Below are 14,184 nucleotides of genomic sequence, written 5' to 3'. Positions count from 1 at the left end.
AGGGGGAAGACAGACAGGTTTGAGAAAAGGTAGCGTGACCGGGAGCCGGTCACGCCAGACATGATTACAGCAGTTCGCCGATCATTTTTTCCAGTTTGCCCTGGTCAACGGCAAACTTACGGATACCGTCCGCCAGTTTGTCGACAGCCATCGGATCCTGGTTGTGCTGCCACAGGAACTCAGATTCCGTGATGCGTGCCGGACGCGCTTTCACTTCACCTTTAAAGGTCAGTTTCGGCTCAATCGCGCCTTCGCTTTCTGCCAGTTCTTTCAGCAGCGCCGGGGCGATAGTCAGGCGATCGCAGCCCGCCAGTTCGAGGATCTCGCCGACGTTACGGAAGCTTGCGCCCATCACCACGGTTTCATAACCGTGCTGTTTGTAGTACTCATAGATTTCCGTTACAGACACCACGCCCGGATCTTCTGCCGGTGCGTACTCTTTCTTGTCGGTGTTGGCTTTGTACCAGTCGAGGATACGGCCAACGAAAGGAGAGATCAGGAAAACGCCCGCTTCGGCACAAGCACGCGCCTGCGCGAAGGAGAACAGCAGCGTCAGGTTACAGTTGATGCCTTCTTTTTCCAGCTGCTCAGCGGCGCGAATGCCCTGCCAGGTGGACGCCAGTTTGATCAGAATGCGGTCGTTACCGATGCCCGCGTCGTTGTACAGTTTGATCAAACGCTTCGCTTTGGCGATAGAGGCGTCAGTGTCATAAGAAAGACGCGCGTCAACTTCGGTAGAGATACGGCCCGGGATCAGCTTAAGGATTTCCAGACCAATATTCACTGCCAGTTTGTCGGTGGCATCAACCACCTGCTGAGCGCGATCGCTGCTCTGGCTTTTCGCCCAGTTAACCGCGTCGTCGATCAGTTTGCGATATTCAGGGATCTGCGCCGCATTCAGGATCAGAGAAGGGTTCGTTGTCGCATCCTGAGGCTGGTAAAGCTTCATTGCGGCAATATCTCCGGTGTCAGCGACTACGGTGGTGTACTGACGCAGGGAGGTCAATTTATCCGTCATATTGTGTATCTCTTTAAACAGCGTGTTAGGGGGATGTAATCGGTCTTTCTTGATGATAACACGACGTGGGGTCAGCGCAACCTGGACCGTGAAAGACCGCAGAGTATGATAAACTAGGACGATTAATCTTATGAGAGATAAGGGATTATCCCGAAAATAGTAGCGCTTACTTCAGTAAGTCGGCATGTACAAGAGGACGTTTAATGCCTGATTTTCTTTCTTTTATCAACGACATGCTTTGGGGCTCGGTAATGATTTACCTGTTGCTCGGCGCAGGCATGTGGTTCACATGGCGGACTGGCTATATTCAGTTCCGCTATGTCCGACAATTCGGGAAAAGTCTGAAAGGCAGTTTCAGTCCACAGGAGGGTGGTCTGACCTCGTTTCAGGCGCTCTGTACCAGTCTGGCAGCGCGTGTGGGTAGCGGAAACCTCGCAGGCGTTGCGCTCGCTATCACCGCAGGCGGCCCGGGCGCAGTCTTCTGGATGTGGGTTTCCGCCATCATCGGGATGGCTACCAGCTTTGCCGAATGTTCGCTGGCGCAGCTCTATAAAGAGCGCGACAGCCAGGGGCAGTTCCGTGGCGGGCCAGCGTGGTACATGGCGCGCGGCCTCGGTATGCGCTGGATGGGCGTCCTCTTCTCTGTATTCCTGCTGCTGGCCTACGGGATGATTTTCAATACCGTTCAGGCCAATTCGGTCGCGCTGGCAGTCAGCTATGCCTTTGAGCTTCCGACCTTTGCAACGGGCCTCGGACTGGTGGCATTCACGCTGCTGTGCATCATACGCGGCCTGCGTGGCGTCGCACGGCTGTTGCAGTGGATGGTGCCGTGTATGGCGCTGATCTGGGTTATCGCCAGCGTGATAATCAGCCTGTGGCATGTGGAACAACTGCCCGTTATCCTCGAGCGCATCATTCGCAGCGCCTTTGGCTGGCAGGAAGCGGCGGCGGGCGCGGTCGGTTACACCCTCAGCCAGGCGCTGACCAGCGGTATCCAGCGCGGCATGTTCTCTAACGAAGCCGGGCTGGGCTCCACCCCGAATGCGGCAGCCGCGGCAGCCTCTTTCCCGCCCCACCCGGCGGCACAAGGGATTGTGCAGATGATCGGCGTTTTCGTCGACACGATGGTGATTTGTACGGCCAGCGCGATGGTGGTTCTGCTGGCAGGCCATGAAACATCGCTGAGTGGCATTGCCGGGATCACGCTCGTGCAGCATGCCATGGAAGATCTGATCGGGAACTGGGGTGCCAGTTTTGTCGCCTTCGTGGTGACGTTGTTTGCCTTTACCTCCATCGTCGCCAACTACCTGTATGCCGAGAATAATCTCTTCTTTTTGCGGCTGCACACGCCGCGAAATATCTGGCTGTTGCGAGCGGTCACACTGCTGATGGTGATGGCCGGAACGCTGCTCAGCCTGCCTGTCGTCTGGCAACTGGCCGATGTGATTATGGCGCTGATGGCAATCACTAACCTGACGGCAATCCTGCTGCTGTCGCCAGTGGTGAGAATTATCGCCAGCGATTACCTGCGCCAGCGTAAACTGGGCGTGCGGCCGGTGTTTAATCCGGCGCGCTACCCCGATATCCAGCAGCAACTGGCGCCGGAAAGCTGGGATGATACGCCGCGCCAATAGCTGTCATTGATCACTTCGCAGGCGTTTTTTGTTAAAATCCTGCAAAAATGCCTGCAAGGACTGGATATGCTGATTCTTATTTCACCTGCTAAAACGCTCGATTATCAAAGCCCGCTGGCGACCGACCGCTATACTCAGCCAGAACTGCTGGATCACTCTCAGCAGTTGATCCGTGAAGCGCGGAAGCTTTCTGCGCCGCAGATTGCCAGGCTGATGGGCATCAGCGACAAGCTCGCCGATCTCAACGCCACCCGTTTCCATGACTGGCACCCGGATTTCACGCCGCAGAATGCGCGCCAGGCGATCCTCGCGTTTAAAGGCGATGTGTACACCGGCCTGCAGGCGGAGAAATTCAGCGACGCCGATTTTGATTTTGCTCAGCAGCATTTACGAATGCTTTCCGGTCTGTACGGCGTGCTGCGCCCGCTGGATCTGATGCAACCCTACCGTCTGGAAATGGGCATCCGCCTGGAAAATAAGAAGGGGAAAGATCTCTACCAGTTCTGGGGCGATACCATTACCAGCAAACTCAACGAGGCACTGAACGCACAAGGCGACGACATCGTCATTAACCTTGCCTCAGACGAGTACTTTAAATCCGTGAAGCCGAAACTGCTGAAGGGCAGCATCATCAAACCTGTTTTCCTCGATGAGAAAAACGGCAAATTCAAAGTGATTAGCTTCTACGCCAAGAAAGCGCGCGGTCTGATGAGCCGTTACATCATCGAAAACCGCCTGACGAAACCAGAGCAGTTAACCGGGTTTAACAGTGAAGGATATTTCTTTGACGGGGACGCGTCCGCAAACGGCGAACTGGTGTTCAAACGCCACGAACAGCAGTAAAAAAAACCCCGGCAGCGCGCTGACTGCCGGGGACAGTGATTACGCTTTGCTCATCAGCAACTGACGCAGCGCCGCGAAATCGGCAGGCAGGTTATGCGACAGCAGCGGCAAATCCGCACGTTCGGCCAGTTCTTTCGGCAGCGCCAGCGGCTCACCCAGAATCGCTTCCACGCTCTCTTTGAATTTCGCCGGATGCGCCGTACCGAGGAACAGTCCGTATTCGCCGGGGTTTAACTGATCACGCAGCGCACGCCAGGCCACCGCGGCATGCGGTTCTGACACGTAGCCCAGCGCCTTCAGCTCACGCATCGTCGCTTTGGTGGTTTCGTCGTCCACCGTGGCGTAGCCCAGCTCTTTCAGACGCCAGATTTTACGGCGGAACAGCTCTTCCACGCGCGGCCAGTTATTCGGCTGGCTGACGTCCATCGCGTTGGACAGCGTGGCCTGCGTCGCATTGGGTTTCCACTCGCCCTCTTTCAGGAAGCGCGGCACCGTATCGTTGACGTTGGTGGCAGCGATAAAACGCTTCACCGGCAGCCCCAGCGATTTCGCCAGCAGACCCGCGGTCAGATCGCCAAAGTTGCCGCTCGGCACCGAGATCACCAGTTGGTTGCGCGCTTCTTGCGGCAACTGCGCCACCGCTTCGAAGTAGTAGCAAATCTGCGCCAGCAGACGGCTGATGTTGATTGAGTTTGCCGAGTTCAGCCCCAGTGCTTTTTTCAGCGCTTCATCATCGAACGCCTGTTTCACCAGCGCCTGGCAGGCATCGAAATCACCGTCGATGGCTACCGTTTCAATGTTGCCGCCCAGCGTGCAGAACAGTTTTTCCTGCAACGGACTGATTTTGCCGCGCGGATAGAGGATCACCACGCGCACATTTTTCATGCCATAAAAGGCGTGTGCGACCGCCGCGCCCGTATCGCCAGAAGTCGCTGTCAGAATGGTGACCGGCTTATCGCCGCTGATATGGCCCAGCATCTGCGCCATAAAGCGCCCGCCGAAATCTTTAAATGCCAGCGTCGGGCCGTGGAACAGTTCGAGGCAACCGACGTCCTCCTGCACTTTTTTCACCGGCGCCGGGAAGGCGAACGCGGTGCGTACGCGCTCTTCCAGCAACTCCTGTGGGATCTCATCACCGATAAACGCGGCGAGAATTTTGGCGCTGCGGGTGATGAAATTCTGCTTCAGCATCTCATCGATTTCCGTCAGGCTGAATTCCGGCAGATCATGCGGAAAGAATAACCCCTGATTTCTGCCCAACCCCTGCGTCACGGCCTGGGCGAAACTGACCTGCTCGTTATGATCTTTTAAGTTGTAGAGTTTCATTAATTTTCCACCACGCGTGCGCCCGCTGTATCCAGCCGACAAATATGAACAAAGCCTTCCTGATTTTGCAGATAGTGTTTGCTGAGCCAGTCAGCCACCCGCTGCGCGGTCTCCGGTTTATCACAGAGCGCAAACAGCGTCGGCCCGGAACCGGAAATCCCGCAGGCCAGCGCGCCAATTTCCGCGACGCCCTGTCGTGCGGCATCGAAGCCCGGCAACAGTTTGGTGCGATATGGCTCGGCAATCACGTCCTTCATCAACGCCGCCGCCAGTCGCGGCTGGCGTGAGTAGCAGGCGTGAATGAAACCCGCCAGGTGCCGCCCGTGGGCGATACAATCCTGGCGGCGATACTGCGCCGGTAAAATCGCCCGCGCTTCGGCGGTCGACACTTTAATGCCCGGATAGGCCAGCACCCACAACCACTCATCAAAGCCTGGCACCTGCTGGCTGATAATGCCGCCCTCTTCGAGGATCAACTGCATGCCGCCCAGATAGCACGGCGCGACGTTGTCGTAATGAATGCTGCCGGAGATACGCCCTTCCAGCTCGCCCATCAGCGCCAGCATGCGGTGTTCATTCAGCGGCTTACCGCAGTATTCGTTCATCGCCACCAGCGCCGCCACCACCGAGCAGGCGCTGGAGCCAAGACCCGAGCCGATCGGCATATTTTTTTCCAGCGTCATGGTCACCGGCACTGTTTTGCCAATCTCCTGACAGAAGCGCTCCCAGCACTGCCAGACGATGTTTTCCTGCGGATTAGCCGGCAGCTTACTGGCAAAGTGGCCCGCATTGATCAGACTGAAATGATCTGCGGCCTCGACGGAAACATTGTCGCCGAGCGGCGTACCGTCGACCGGCGTCACGGCCGCGCCAAGCACATCAAACCCCACGCTCATATTGGCACTGGAGGCCGGGGCATAGACTTTCACCATCTTAAACTCCTAACTTCCATGATAAGGTGCGCAGCAGATCGGCAAACACACCGGCCGCCGTCACGTCATTGCCCGCACCATAACCGCGCAGGATCAACGGCAGCGGCTGATAATAGTGGCTGTAGAAGGCCAGCGCGTTTTCGCCGTTTTTGACTTTGTACAGCGGATCGTTGCCGTCGACTTCCGCGATTTTCACCCGGCAGACGCCATCTTCTTCAATGTTGCCAACATAGCGCAGGACCTTCCCGGCATCACGCGCTTTTTCAATGCGCGCCGCAAAGGCAGAATCCAGTGATGGCAGGCGCGACATAAAGCTGTCGACATCGCCTGTCACGTCAAATCCTGCCGGTAAAACCGGTTCCACCACGATATCGCTGAGTTCGAGACTGCGTCCGGTTTCACGGGCGAGGATCAGCAGTTTACGCGCCACGTCCATGCCGGACAGATCATCACGCGGATCCGGCTCGGTATAAGCCATTTCACGCGCCAGCGCCGTGGCCGCAGAGAGGCTCATGCCCTCGTCCAGTTTGCCGAAAATAAACGACAGCGATCCTGACAGAATGCCGGAGAAACGCTGCAGCTCATCGCCCGCGTTCAGCAGGTTTTGCAGGTTTTCAATGACCGGCAGCCCGGCGCCGACGTTGGTGTCATAGAGGAATTTACGCCGTGAACCTGCTGCCGCCTGGCGCAGCTCATGGTAATAATTCATGGAAGAGGTGTTCGCCTTTTTGTTCGGCGTCACCACGTGGAAACCTTCGCGCAGGAAATCCGCGTATTGATCCGCGACCGCCTGACTGGAGGTACAATCGACGATCACCGGGTTCAGCAGATGGTACTCTTTCACCAGCCGAATCAGTCGCCCGAGGTTGAACGGCTCTTTCGCCTCGGCCAGCGCGCCCTTCCAGTTTTCCAGATTCAGGCCATGCACGCTGGTCAGCAGCGCTTTTGAATTCGCCACGCCGCAAACGCGCAGATCGATATGCTTGTTCTTGAGCCAGGTTTGCTGACGTTTAAGCTGCTCCAGCAACGCGCCGCCGACACCGCCGACACCAATCACAAACACTTCAATTACCTGATCGGTATTGAACAGCATCTGGTGCGTCACGCGCACGCCCGTCGTGGCATCGTCGTTGTTAACCACCACGGAGATAGAACGCTCCGACGAGCCCTGGGCAATGGCAACGATGTTGATATTGGCGCGGGCCAGCGCCGCGAAGAATTTGGCAGAGATCCCGCGCAGGGTACGCATACCGTCACCCACCACGGAGATGATCGCCAGACGTTCCATGATCGACAGCGGCTCCAGCACGCCCTCTTTCAGCTCAAGGTAGAACTCATCTTCCATCGCCTTTTTCGCGCGGGCACAATCGCCCTGTGGAACGCAGAAGCTGATGCTGTATTCAGAGGAGGACTGGGTAATCAGCACAACGGAGATGCGTGCGCGCGACATGGTGGCGAACACGCGCGCCGCCATTCCGACCATGCCTTTCATGCCAGGCCCCGAGACGTTGAACATCGCCATGTTGTTGAGGTTTGAAATCCCCTTCACCGGCAGACCGTCTTCGTCACGGCTGGCGCCGATCAGTGTTCCCGGCGCCTGAGGATTGCCGGTATTTTTAATCAGACAGGGGATCTGGAACTGGGCGATCGGCGCGATCGTCCGCGGATGCAGCACTTTGGCGCCAAAATAGGAAAGCTCCATCGCTTCCTGGTAAGACATCGATTTCAGCAGGCGCGCATCCGGCACCTGGCGCGGATCGCAGGTATAAACGCCATCGACATCCGTCCAGATCTCACAACAATCGGCGCGCAGGCAGGCCGCCAGCACCGCCGCAGAGTAGTCGGAGCCGTTACGCCCCAGCACCACCAGTTCGCCCTTTTCATTGCCCGCCGTGAAACCCGCCATCAGCACCATATGGTCGGCGGGGATCTGGCTTGCGGCGATACGGCGTGTGGATTCCGCGATATCAACCGTCGATTCAAGGTAATGCCCGACCGCCAGCAATTTTTCCACCGGGTCGATCACCGTCACGTTGTGACCGCGCGCTTCCAGCAGGCCCGCCATAATCGCGATAGAGAGTTTTTCGCCACGGCAGATGATCGCCGCATTCACGCTGTCCGGGCACTGCCCGAGCAGGCTGATACCATGCAAAACGTGTTTAATCTGAGCGAATTCTTGTTCGACAAAGAGTTTCAGTTGTGCCAGCGGAAATCCTGGCTGGGCATCGGCAAGGCCCTGGAGAAGTTCGGCAAAAATGCGTTCGGCGTCGCTGATATTGTTAAGAGCGTCCTGGCCGCCAATGGTTTTTTCAATCATCGCCACCAGGTGGTTGGTGATTTTGGCCGGGGCAGAGAGCACGGTGGCTACCTGCCCCTGCCTGGCGTTGCTCTCCAGAATATCGGCAACCCGGAGAAAACGCTCCGCATTCGCCACTGATGTACCGCCGAACTTCAACACTCGCATGGTCATACCCCTTGATCTTTGGTCGAAAAAAAAGCCCGCACTGTTCAGGTGCGGGCTTTTTTCTTTATTTCTGTACGCGTCAGCCCGCACCGTTACCTGTGGTAATGGTGGTGGTGATAATGGTGGTCATCATGCTGATGCGAATCATGTTGTTGTGTGCTCTGTATAGTTATCTGTCTGTGCAGTACCTATATTGGTTAAAGTATCTGCCTGCCCAAGTCAACGAATTTTTAGATTTGTCACGTTCCGTAATCACTTCAGTTTCCGCTGAGTCTCACCTGATATTTAACCGCATTGTGCGAAATCATGTCTTGCAGACAGACCATATCGCCAGACAGACACAATTCAGCAACATTTTACGCTGTGAGATTTTTTTCAATATCATGGAGCAAACGGTGCAACATTGCCGTGTCGCGTTGTTCAAGCAGCCCCAGACGTTGATGCAACCAGTCGGCCAGTTTGACGTCGTCCGCCACGCCAAGACGTTCGAGCAACTCCTGTGCGCGCGAACGTAATGCCTGAAGCTGATTTTCATCGCCAGACGTTACCGGCGCTGATGAATTATGCGTCAATGCGGAGAGCTGATAGCAATACACCATTACCGCCTGGCCCAAATTTAATGACGGGTAATCGGCCGCCATTGGCACGCCGGTGAGTACATCGGCAAGCGCCAATTCGTCGTTGGTCAGACCAGAATCTTCGCGCCCGAACACCAGCGCAGCATGGCGCATCCACTGCGATTTTTCCTGCAAAAGCGGGACAAGTTCCTGCGGCGTTGCGTAGTAGTGAAAGCGCGCCCGGCTGCGCGCTGTCGTGGCAATGGTGAAATCCACACCCTGCAACGCGTCGGCAAGCGTGGCATAAGTGGTTATATTTTCTAGGATATCGCCGGAACCGTGCGCGACCCACTGTGCGGCAGGTTCGCGATGCGCCTGGCTGTCGACGATGCGGAGATCGTGGAAGTCCATGGTTTTCATCGCCCTTGCGGCCGCGCCAATATTTTCTGCTCTTGCTGGAGCCACCAGCACGATGGATAAATGCATTTTTCCGTTCTCTGCGTTTTTTACACCGCGTTAAAAATGTGATGTAGCTCAACATATTGCGCAGCGCGAATTTACATAATTGCAACAAAAATCACTGAAATAGCGTTTCTTAACATATAAAAAACGCTAAACTATTATCTCAGTGTATTCCGGGATATAATGTTAACAGAAGCGATATATCCCTATGTTTACTAATGACATTGTCAGAAATTCCGAAAACCACGGATTGGTGTTGTCCGCTTAATTAGTTAGCCAGTGCAACTAGTTAGAATGTTGAAAAATTGTGATAACCGATAGCATTTTGCTGCAAGGATTTCACTAGAGTGTTAACGTGCTACAATTGAACTTGATATATGTCAACGAAGCGTAGTTTTATTGGGTGTCCTGTGTCTCTTAGCCTGTTATGTTGCTGTTAAAATGGTTAGGATGACAACCGTTTTTGACACTGTCGGGTCCAGAGGGAAACTACCCACGACCAAGCTAATGATGTTGTTGACGTTGATGGAAAGTGCATCAAGAACGCAATTACGTACTTTAGTCATGTTACGCCGTTCATGTTAATTTGCGACATGTACCAGGCAGGTCAGGGACTTTGGTACTTCCTGTTTCGATTTAGTTGGCAATTTAGGTAGCAAACATGCAGACCCCGCACATTCTTATCGTTGAAGACGAGTTGGTAACACGCAACACGTTAAAGAGTATTTTCGAAGCAGAAGGCTACGATGTTTTCGAAGCGACCGATGGCGCGGAAATGCATCAGATCCTATCTGAAAATGACGTCAACCTGGTGATCATGGATATCAATCTCCCCGGGAAAAATGGTCTTCTGCTGGCGCGCGAACTGCGCGAGCAGGCGAATGTCGCGCTGATGTTCCTCACCGGTCGTGACAACGAAGTCGATAAGATCCTCGGCCTTGAGATTGGCGCCGATGATTACATCACTAAGCCGTTTAACCCACGCGAACTGACTATCCGTGCCCGCAACCTGCTTTCCCGTACCATGAATCTCGGTACCGTGAGCGAAGAGCGCCGCAGCGTTGAAAGCTACAAATTCAACGGCTGGGAGCTGGATATCAACAGCCGTTCGCTGATTAGCCCTAATGGCGATCAGTACAAACTGCCGCGTAGCGAATTCCGCGCGATGCTGCACTTCTGTGAAAACCCGGGCAAGATTCAGTCACGTGCTGAACTGCTGAAGAAAATGACTGGCCGTGAGCTGAAACCGCACGACCGTACCGTTGATGTCACCATCCGCCGTATTCGTAAGCACTTCGAATCCACGCCGGACACCCCGGAAATTATCGCCACCATTCACGGCGAAGGTTATCGTTTCTGCGGTGACTTACAGGAATAATCCTGCATTTACATTAAGAAGAAAGGCGCCAGATGGCGCCTTTTTTTATTTCCACACGCGTAACTCATCGCCTTCAGGCACCGCGGGTTTCGCTTTGGGTTTCGACAGCGAATACCAGTCGAAATGACGCGTCAGGAACATCACTGCACACAGCGCCACCAGCAGAACGCCGGTGCCCAGCAGCAGCGCGCTGTCCTCGGAACGCAGCAGCACCCACATCACGCCATCCAGCGCCAGCAGCGCAGCGGTGAACAGCAGACTGTTACGCCACCCTTTCAGCACCGCCTGCAGGTAAATTCCGTTGATGAACGCCCCGGTCAGGCTGGCGGTGATCCACGCGCCGGTAAAGCCGATATGCTCAGACAACGCCAGCAGCACCAGATAGAACATCACCAGCGACAGCCCCACCAGCAGATACTGCATCGGGTGCAGACGCAGCGCCGTCAGGGTTTCGAACACGAAGAACGCCATAAACGTCAGCGCAATCAGCAAAATCGCGTATTTGATTGCCCTGTCCGTCAGCTGATACTGATCCGCCGGAGTGGCTACCGAGACTTTGAACGCGGGCAGCGCGTCCCAGTCAACGCGGTAGTCACGGTCAAACTGACTGCCCAGATCCGTCGCAAACCAGCTGCTCTGCCAGCGGGCGTTGAACCCTTTGTCAGTGATCTCACGCTGAACAGGCAGGAAATCGCCGAGGAATCCTGGATGCGGCCAGTTGCTGGTCAGCGCCAGTTCGCTGTTGCGCCCGATCGGAACGACGGAAAAACTCCCCGTCCCGTTCAGATTTAACGTCATCGACAGTGACAACGTTTTAGCGTCGAGCATCGCCGGGGAAAGCGGCATATGCAATCCCGGTAAATTACTGTAGAGCCCGCTGCCTGGCTCAACCATGGCTGGCATTCCGTTCAATTGTGGTGCTTCGACCACGCCAATCCCGCGTGAATCACCCACCGACATCACCAGAAACGGTTCGCCCAGCGTCACATTCTCTTCCGCCTGGGTCAGTGCATCCAGCTTACTGCGATCGAACTGCGCTTTTACCGTCAGCGCGGAATGCCAGATTTGCCCTTCATAGATGCCAATCTCCCGGGACTCGACGTTTTGTTGCCCCTCAACGGTCAGGGATTCCGGCAGCCAGTAGCGGAAATACGAACGCTTACGCAGCACATTTTTGTCGTCCTCAACCACGGTGTAAATTTCGTTTACCGGAATGGCAATCAACGGGCCAATCAGCTTTTGTGGTCCGCTGGTGCTTTGACGCAAACTGTCTTCCACCAGAGAACGATAGCTGGCGCGCTCCACCACCAGATCACTCACCATCATCAATGGCACCAGTAACAGACCGACGCACCCTATCAGGGTGGCAATTTTGAAAAACAGGGGGGATTTAAACATAGCCTTCTCCTTTTTTGATGCTGGCAGGATATCGGGGCTATGTGGGGAGAATTTGAAGTTATGTGAAGGGACGGTGAAGTCGCAGCGTTGCTCTGACGCCGCCTTCCGGCAGGTTGGTCAACCGGATGTCGCCCTGATGCAGACGCGCCACTTCCTGAACGAATGCCAGCCCAAGCCCGCTGCTCTTCTGACCATTTTCACGCGGCAAAGAATAGAAGCGTTCAAAAATGCGCTCAAGGGCATAATCCGGGATCCCGCTGCCGGTGTCGGTAACGCTGAGCCAGGCCTCGTCACCCTGCGTTTCGGCGCGCAGCGTGATGGTTCCTCCCTCCGGGGTAAAGTCGATGGAGTTATCCAGCAGATTCCCCAGCGCCTGCTCCAGCAGATCTTCCTCGGCAGTCACCTCGCTCGCGGAGATATCGCACTGGAGCGTTATCGCCTTCGCTTCCAGCGCCACGCTGCGTGACCGGGCAAGACGCGCAAACAGCGGTTCAATGTCGACGGTAAGTTGCGGGATGTCAGCACGATTCTCCAGCCGCGCCTGAGCCAGCAGTTTCTCCACCAGCGACTGCATGCGCGTATTTTGCACCAGAATATTTTCGCTAAACCGGGTGACAACTTCCGGCGGCGGCAATTCTTTGAGGATCTCCGCGGCTCCGCGAATGGCGGCCAGCGGGCTTTTCAGTTCATGGGTCAGGGCGTAGACATACTGTTCGATGTAATTCTTGCCCTCCAGACGCAGCCGCATACTCTCCAGCGCCTGCGCCAGCTTACGCAGCTCGCTGCTGCCCACATCCGGTAACGGCAACGCGTTATTTTGCGTGACCGAATCAGCATAGCGCGAGAGCTTGCCGATCGAACGGTTGATCCACCACACCATGCCCGCACCGACCAGCAGCGCGATACCCAGCAACGCGCCGCCCGCCCACAGCATGCGGCGCTCGCTGCGCCTGATCACCGGTGCCATTGCGCTGTTCGGTTTACCCACCGAAATCACGCCAATGATACGGCGGTTTTCCATCACCGGCGCCGCCACATACATCACCGAGCTGTCGCGATCGGCGGGATCGCGCGCGGTGCTGCGGGCGCCATATTTCCCCCGCAGCGTCAGCCAGACGTCGTTCCAGCGGGAATAATCCTGCCCGACAGCCTTGCCTGCGGAATCAAACACCACAATGCCGTTTTCATCCGTCATGTAGACGTGATATTCGTTGCGAACTTTATTGATACCGCCAATATTCGCGCGGAACGGACGGTCCTGTAATTCATTGAATGCCTTCGCCAGCCTGCCGTGTGCCGGATCGCCGGATTGCAAATCCTCCCGCGCCAGTGCGGCCAGCAGCGTCGCGGTGTCGATGAGCGTGCCTTCCGTAGCGCGTCGCACGCCCGGTTTGATCTCCTCAACGAAGATGAACAACACAAACCAGGCGGCAATCGCCACAATCAGGAAATACCCCAGCAACAGCCGCATCCCGATCCGCATCAGTGCAACCCCAGGCTGTAGCCGAGACCACGATGGGTGCTGATCGGCGAGAGATCCGGATTGATCGCGCGGAGCTTGGCGCGCAGCGTTTTGATGTGGGTATCCACGGTACGATCGAAACTTTCCTGATCGTCGCCCCAGACCCTGTCCATCAGTTGCTGGCGGGAGAAAACGCGCCCGGGCGACTGTAACAGCGTTTTCAGCAGCAGGAATTCGTAGCGCGTCAGTTGCAGCGGCTGCCCGCACCAGTCGACATGCGCTGCCGCTTCATTCAACTCAAACTGGCCGATACGCACCACTGGCGGCGGCGTCGAGAACTTTTGCAGACGGCGCAAAATGGTACGCACTCTGGCGCACACCTCGCGTGGCGAAAAGGGTTTCGCGACATAGTCATCGGCGCCGATTTCCAGCCCCAACAGCTTGTCGACTTCATCACTGCGCGCAGTCAGAAACAGTACCGGCAGACCCGGCGCCTGCGCCAGCAACCGCCGACACAGCTCGAACCCGCTGATATCCGGCAGCCCCACATCGAGGATCGCCAGTTCCGGCAGCGACTGTCGCGCCGCGTCCAGCACAGGTAAGCCGCGTTCGAATGCTTTTACCTGAAAACCTTCCTGCTGAAGCATATACATCAGCGTATCGGCAATGGCGATTTCATCCTCAACCAGCCAGATCAGGGGTTGTTCCAT

General features: G+C 56.0%; 13 protein-coding genes and 1 other annotated feature. Of the genes, 3 read left to right on the top strand and 10 right to left on the bottom strand.

Annotation, left to right across the window (positions count from 1 at the left end; translation table 11 throughout):
* Window positions 1-64 precede the first annotated feature (64 nt).
* A complete protein-coding gene (gene tal, locus AOY23_RS02700; RefSeq protein ID WP_054178302.1) occupies window positions 65-1,018 on the bottom strand; it encodes a transaldolase in 954 nt (317 codons plus the stop codon).
* A 203-nt stretch (window positions 1,019-1,221) separates the two neighbouring features.
* Here tal and AOY23_RS02695 point away from each other — a divergent pair, with 203 nt between their 5' ends.
* Complete coding sequence (locus tag AOY23_RS02695; protein ID WP_054178301.1) at window positions 1,222-2,652, top strand: alanine/glycine:cation symporter family protein; 1,431 nt, start codon at window positions 1,222-1,224, stop codon at window positions 2,650-2,652.
* A gap of 66 nt (window positions 2,653-2,718) precedes the next feature.
* Complete coding sequence (gene yaaA / locus AOY23_RS02690) at window positions 2,719-3,495, top strand: peroxide stress protein YaaA (RefSeq protein ID WP_054178455.1); 777 nt, start codon at window positions 2,719-2,721, stop codon at window positions 3,493-3,495.
* A 39-nt stretch (window positions 3,496-3,534) separates the two neighbouring features.
* Here yaaA and thrC read toward each other — a convergent pair whose 3' ends face one another.
* From thrC to yjjY, 6 genes are all read right to left on the bottom strand, one after another.
* Window positions 3,535-4,821: a threonine synthase gene (gene thrC, locus AOY23_RS02685; protein ID WP_054178300.1), complete on the bottom strand. Its 1,287-nt coding sequence runs from the start codon at window positions 4,819-4,821 to the stop codon at window positions 3,535-3,537.
* The gene (gene thrB / locus AOY23_RS02680; RefSeq protein WP_054178299.1) at window positions 4,821-5,753 is read right to left on the bottom strand and encodes a homoserine kinase; all 933 of its coding nucleotides are present in this window, start codon (window positions 5,751-5,753) and stop codon (window positions 4,821-4,823) included. The genes thrC and thrB overlap by 1 nt, the downstream gene beginning before the upstream one ends.
* Window position 5,754: 1 nt before the next feature.
* Complete coding sequence (thrA, locus tag AOY23_RS02675; protein ID WP_054178298.1) at window positions 5,755-8,217, bottom strand: bifunctional aspartate kinase/homoserine dehydrogenase I; 2,463 nt, start codon at window positions 8,215-8,217, stop codon at window positions 5,755-5,757.
* Window positions 8,218-8,241: 24 nt separating this feature from the next.
* Window positions 8,242-8,358, bottom strand: a sequence feature (Thr leader region).
* The gene (gene thrL, locus AOY23_RS21460) at window positions 8,297-8,365 is read right to left on the bottom strand and encodes a thr operon leader peptide (protein WP_072170912.1); all 69 of its coding nucleotides are present in this window, start codon (window positions 8,363-8,365) and stop codon (window positions 8,297-8,299) included. (Overlaps the previous feature by 62 nt.)
* A 208-nt stretch (window positions 8,366-8,573) precedes the next feature.
* A complete protein-coding gene (locus AOY23_RS02670; RefSeq protein WP_054178297.1) occupies window positions 8,574-9,260 on the bottom strand; it encodes a tRNA/rRNA methyltransferase in 687 nt (228 codons plus the stop codon).
* Window positions 9,261-9,661: 401 nt separating this feature from the next.
* Window positions 9,662-9,802, bottom strand: coding sequence for a YjjY family protein (gene yjjY, locus AOY23_RS22465; RefSeq protein ID WP_152958365.1), 141 nt, complete (start codon window positions 9,800-9,802; stop codon window positions 9,662-9,664).
* A gap of 95 nt (window positions 9,803-9,897) precedes the next feature.
* Between yjjY and arcA the strand changes: the two genes are divergently transcribed.
* Complete coding sequence (gene arcA / locus AOY23_RS02665) at window positions 9,898-10,614, top strand: two-component system response regulator ArcA (protein ID WP_038155765.1); 717 nt, start codon at window positions 9,898-9,900, stop codon at window positions 10,612-10,614.
* A 45-nt stretch (window positions 10,615-10,659) separates the two neighbouring features.
* Here the strand turns inward: arcA and creD are convergent, their stop codons facing one another.
* The 3 genes from creD to creB are packed head-to-tail and all read right to left on the bottom strand — an operon-like array spanning window position 10,660 to window position 14,184.
* Window positions 10,660-12,012 (bottom strand): cell envelope integrity protein CreD, encoded by a 1,353-nt coding sequence (creD, locus tag AOY23_RS02660; protein WP_054178296.1) that lies wholly within the window; start codon window positions 12,010-12,012, stop codon window positions 10,660-10,662.
* Between the two features lie 58 nt (window positions 12,013-12,070).
* Window positions 12,071-13,495: a two-component system sensor histidine kinase CreC gene (gene creC / locus AOY23_RS02655; RefSeq protein ID WP_054178295.1), complete on the bottom strand. Its 1,425-nt coding sequence runs from the start codon at window positions 13,493-13,495 to the stop codon at window positions 12,071-12,073.
* Window positions 13,495-14,184 carry a two-component system response regulator CreB gene (gene creB, locus AOY23_RS02650; protein WP_054178294.1) on the bottom strand — a complete coding sequence of 230 codons (690 nt, stop codon included), beginning with the start codon at window positions 14,182-14,184 and terminating at the stop codon, window positions 13,495-13,497. The genes creC and creB overlap by 1 nt, the downstream gene beginning before the upstream one ends.

Origin of the sequence: Trabulsiella odontotermitis, from assembly GCF_001297775.1 — a bacterium.
In the GTDB taxonomy this organism is placed as follows: Bacteria; Pseudomonadota; Gammaproteobacteria; order Enterobacterales; family Enterobacteriaceae; genus Trabulsiella; species Trabulsiella odontotermitis.
The sequence above is the reverse complement of the archived record's forward strand: the minus strand, read 5'-3'. Positions and strand labels throughout refer to the sequence as shown.

What these genes read in the sequence shown, in the direction of transcription:
- tal (WP_054178302.1), bottom strand. Translation starts at nt 1,018, where the DNA reads ATGACGGATAAATTGACCTCCCTGCGTCAGTACACCACCGTAGTCGCT.
- AOY23_RS02695 (WP_054178301.1), top strand. Translation starts at nt 1,222, where the DNA reads ATGCCTGATTTTCTTTCTTTTATCAACGACATGCTTTGGGGCTCGGTA.
- yaaA (WP_054178455.1), top strand. Translation starts at nt 2,719, where the DNA reads ATGCTGATTCTTATTTCACCTGCTAAAACGCTCGATTATCAAAGCCCG.
- thrC (WP_054178300.1), bottom strand. Translation starts at nt 4,821, where the DNA reads ATGAAACTCTACAACTTAAAAGATCATAACGAGCAGGTCAGTTTCGCC.
- thrB (WP_054178299.1), bottom strand. Translation starts at nt 5,753, where the DNA reads ATGGTGAAAGTCTATGCCCCGGCCTCCAGTGCCAATATGAGCGTGGGG.
- thrA (WP_054178298.1), bottom strand. Translation starts at nt 8,217, where the DNA reads ATGCGAGTGTTGAAGTTCGGCGGTACATCAGTGGCGAATGCGGAGCGT.
- AOY23_RS02670 (WP_054178297.1), bottom strand. Translation starts at nt 9,260, where the DNA reads ATGCATTTATCCATCGTGCTGGTGGCTCCAGCAAGAGCAGAAAATATT.
- yjjY (WP_152958365.1), bottom strand. Translation starts at nt 9,802, where the DNA reads ATGACTAAAGTACGTAATTGCGTTCTTGATGCACTTTCCATCAACGTC.
- arcA (WP_038155765.1), top strand. Translation starts at nt 9,898, where the DNA reads ATGCAGACCCCGCACATTCTTATCGTTGAAGACGAGTTGGTAACACGC.
- creD (WP_054178296.1), bottom strand. Translation starts at nt 12,012, where the DNA reads ATGTTTAAATCCCCCCTGTTTTTCAAAATTGCCACCCTGATAGGGTGC.
- creC (WP_054178295.1), bottom strand. Translation starts at nt 13,495, where the DNA reads ATGCGGATCGGGATGCGGCTGTTGCTGGGGTATTTCCTGATTGTGGCG.
- creB (WP_054178294.1), bottom strand. Translation starts at nt 14,184, where the DNA reads ATGGAACAACCCCTGATCTGGCTGGTTGAGGATGAAATCGCCATTGCC.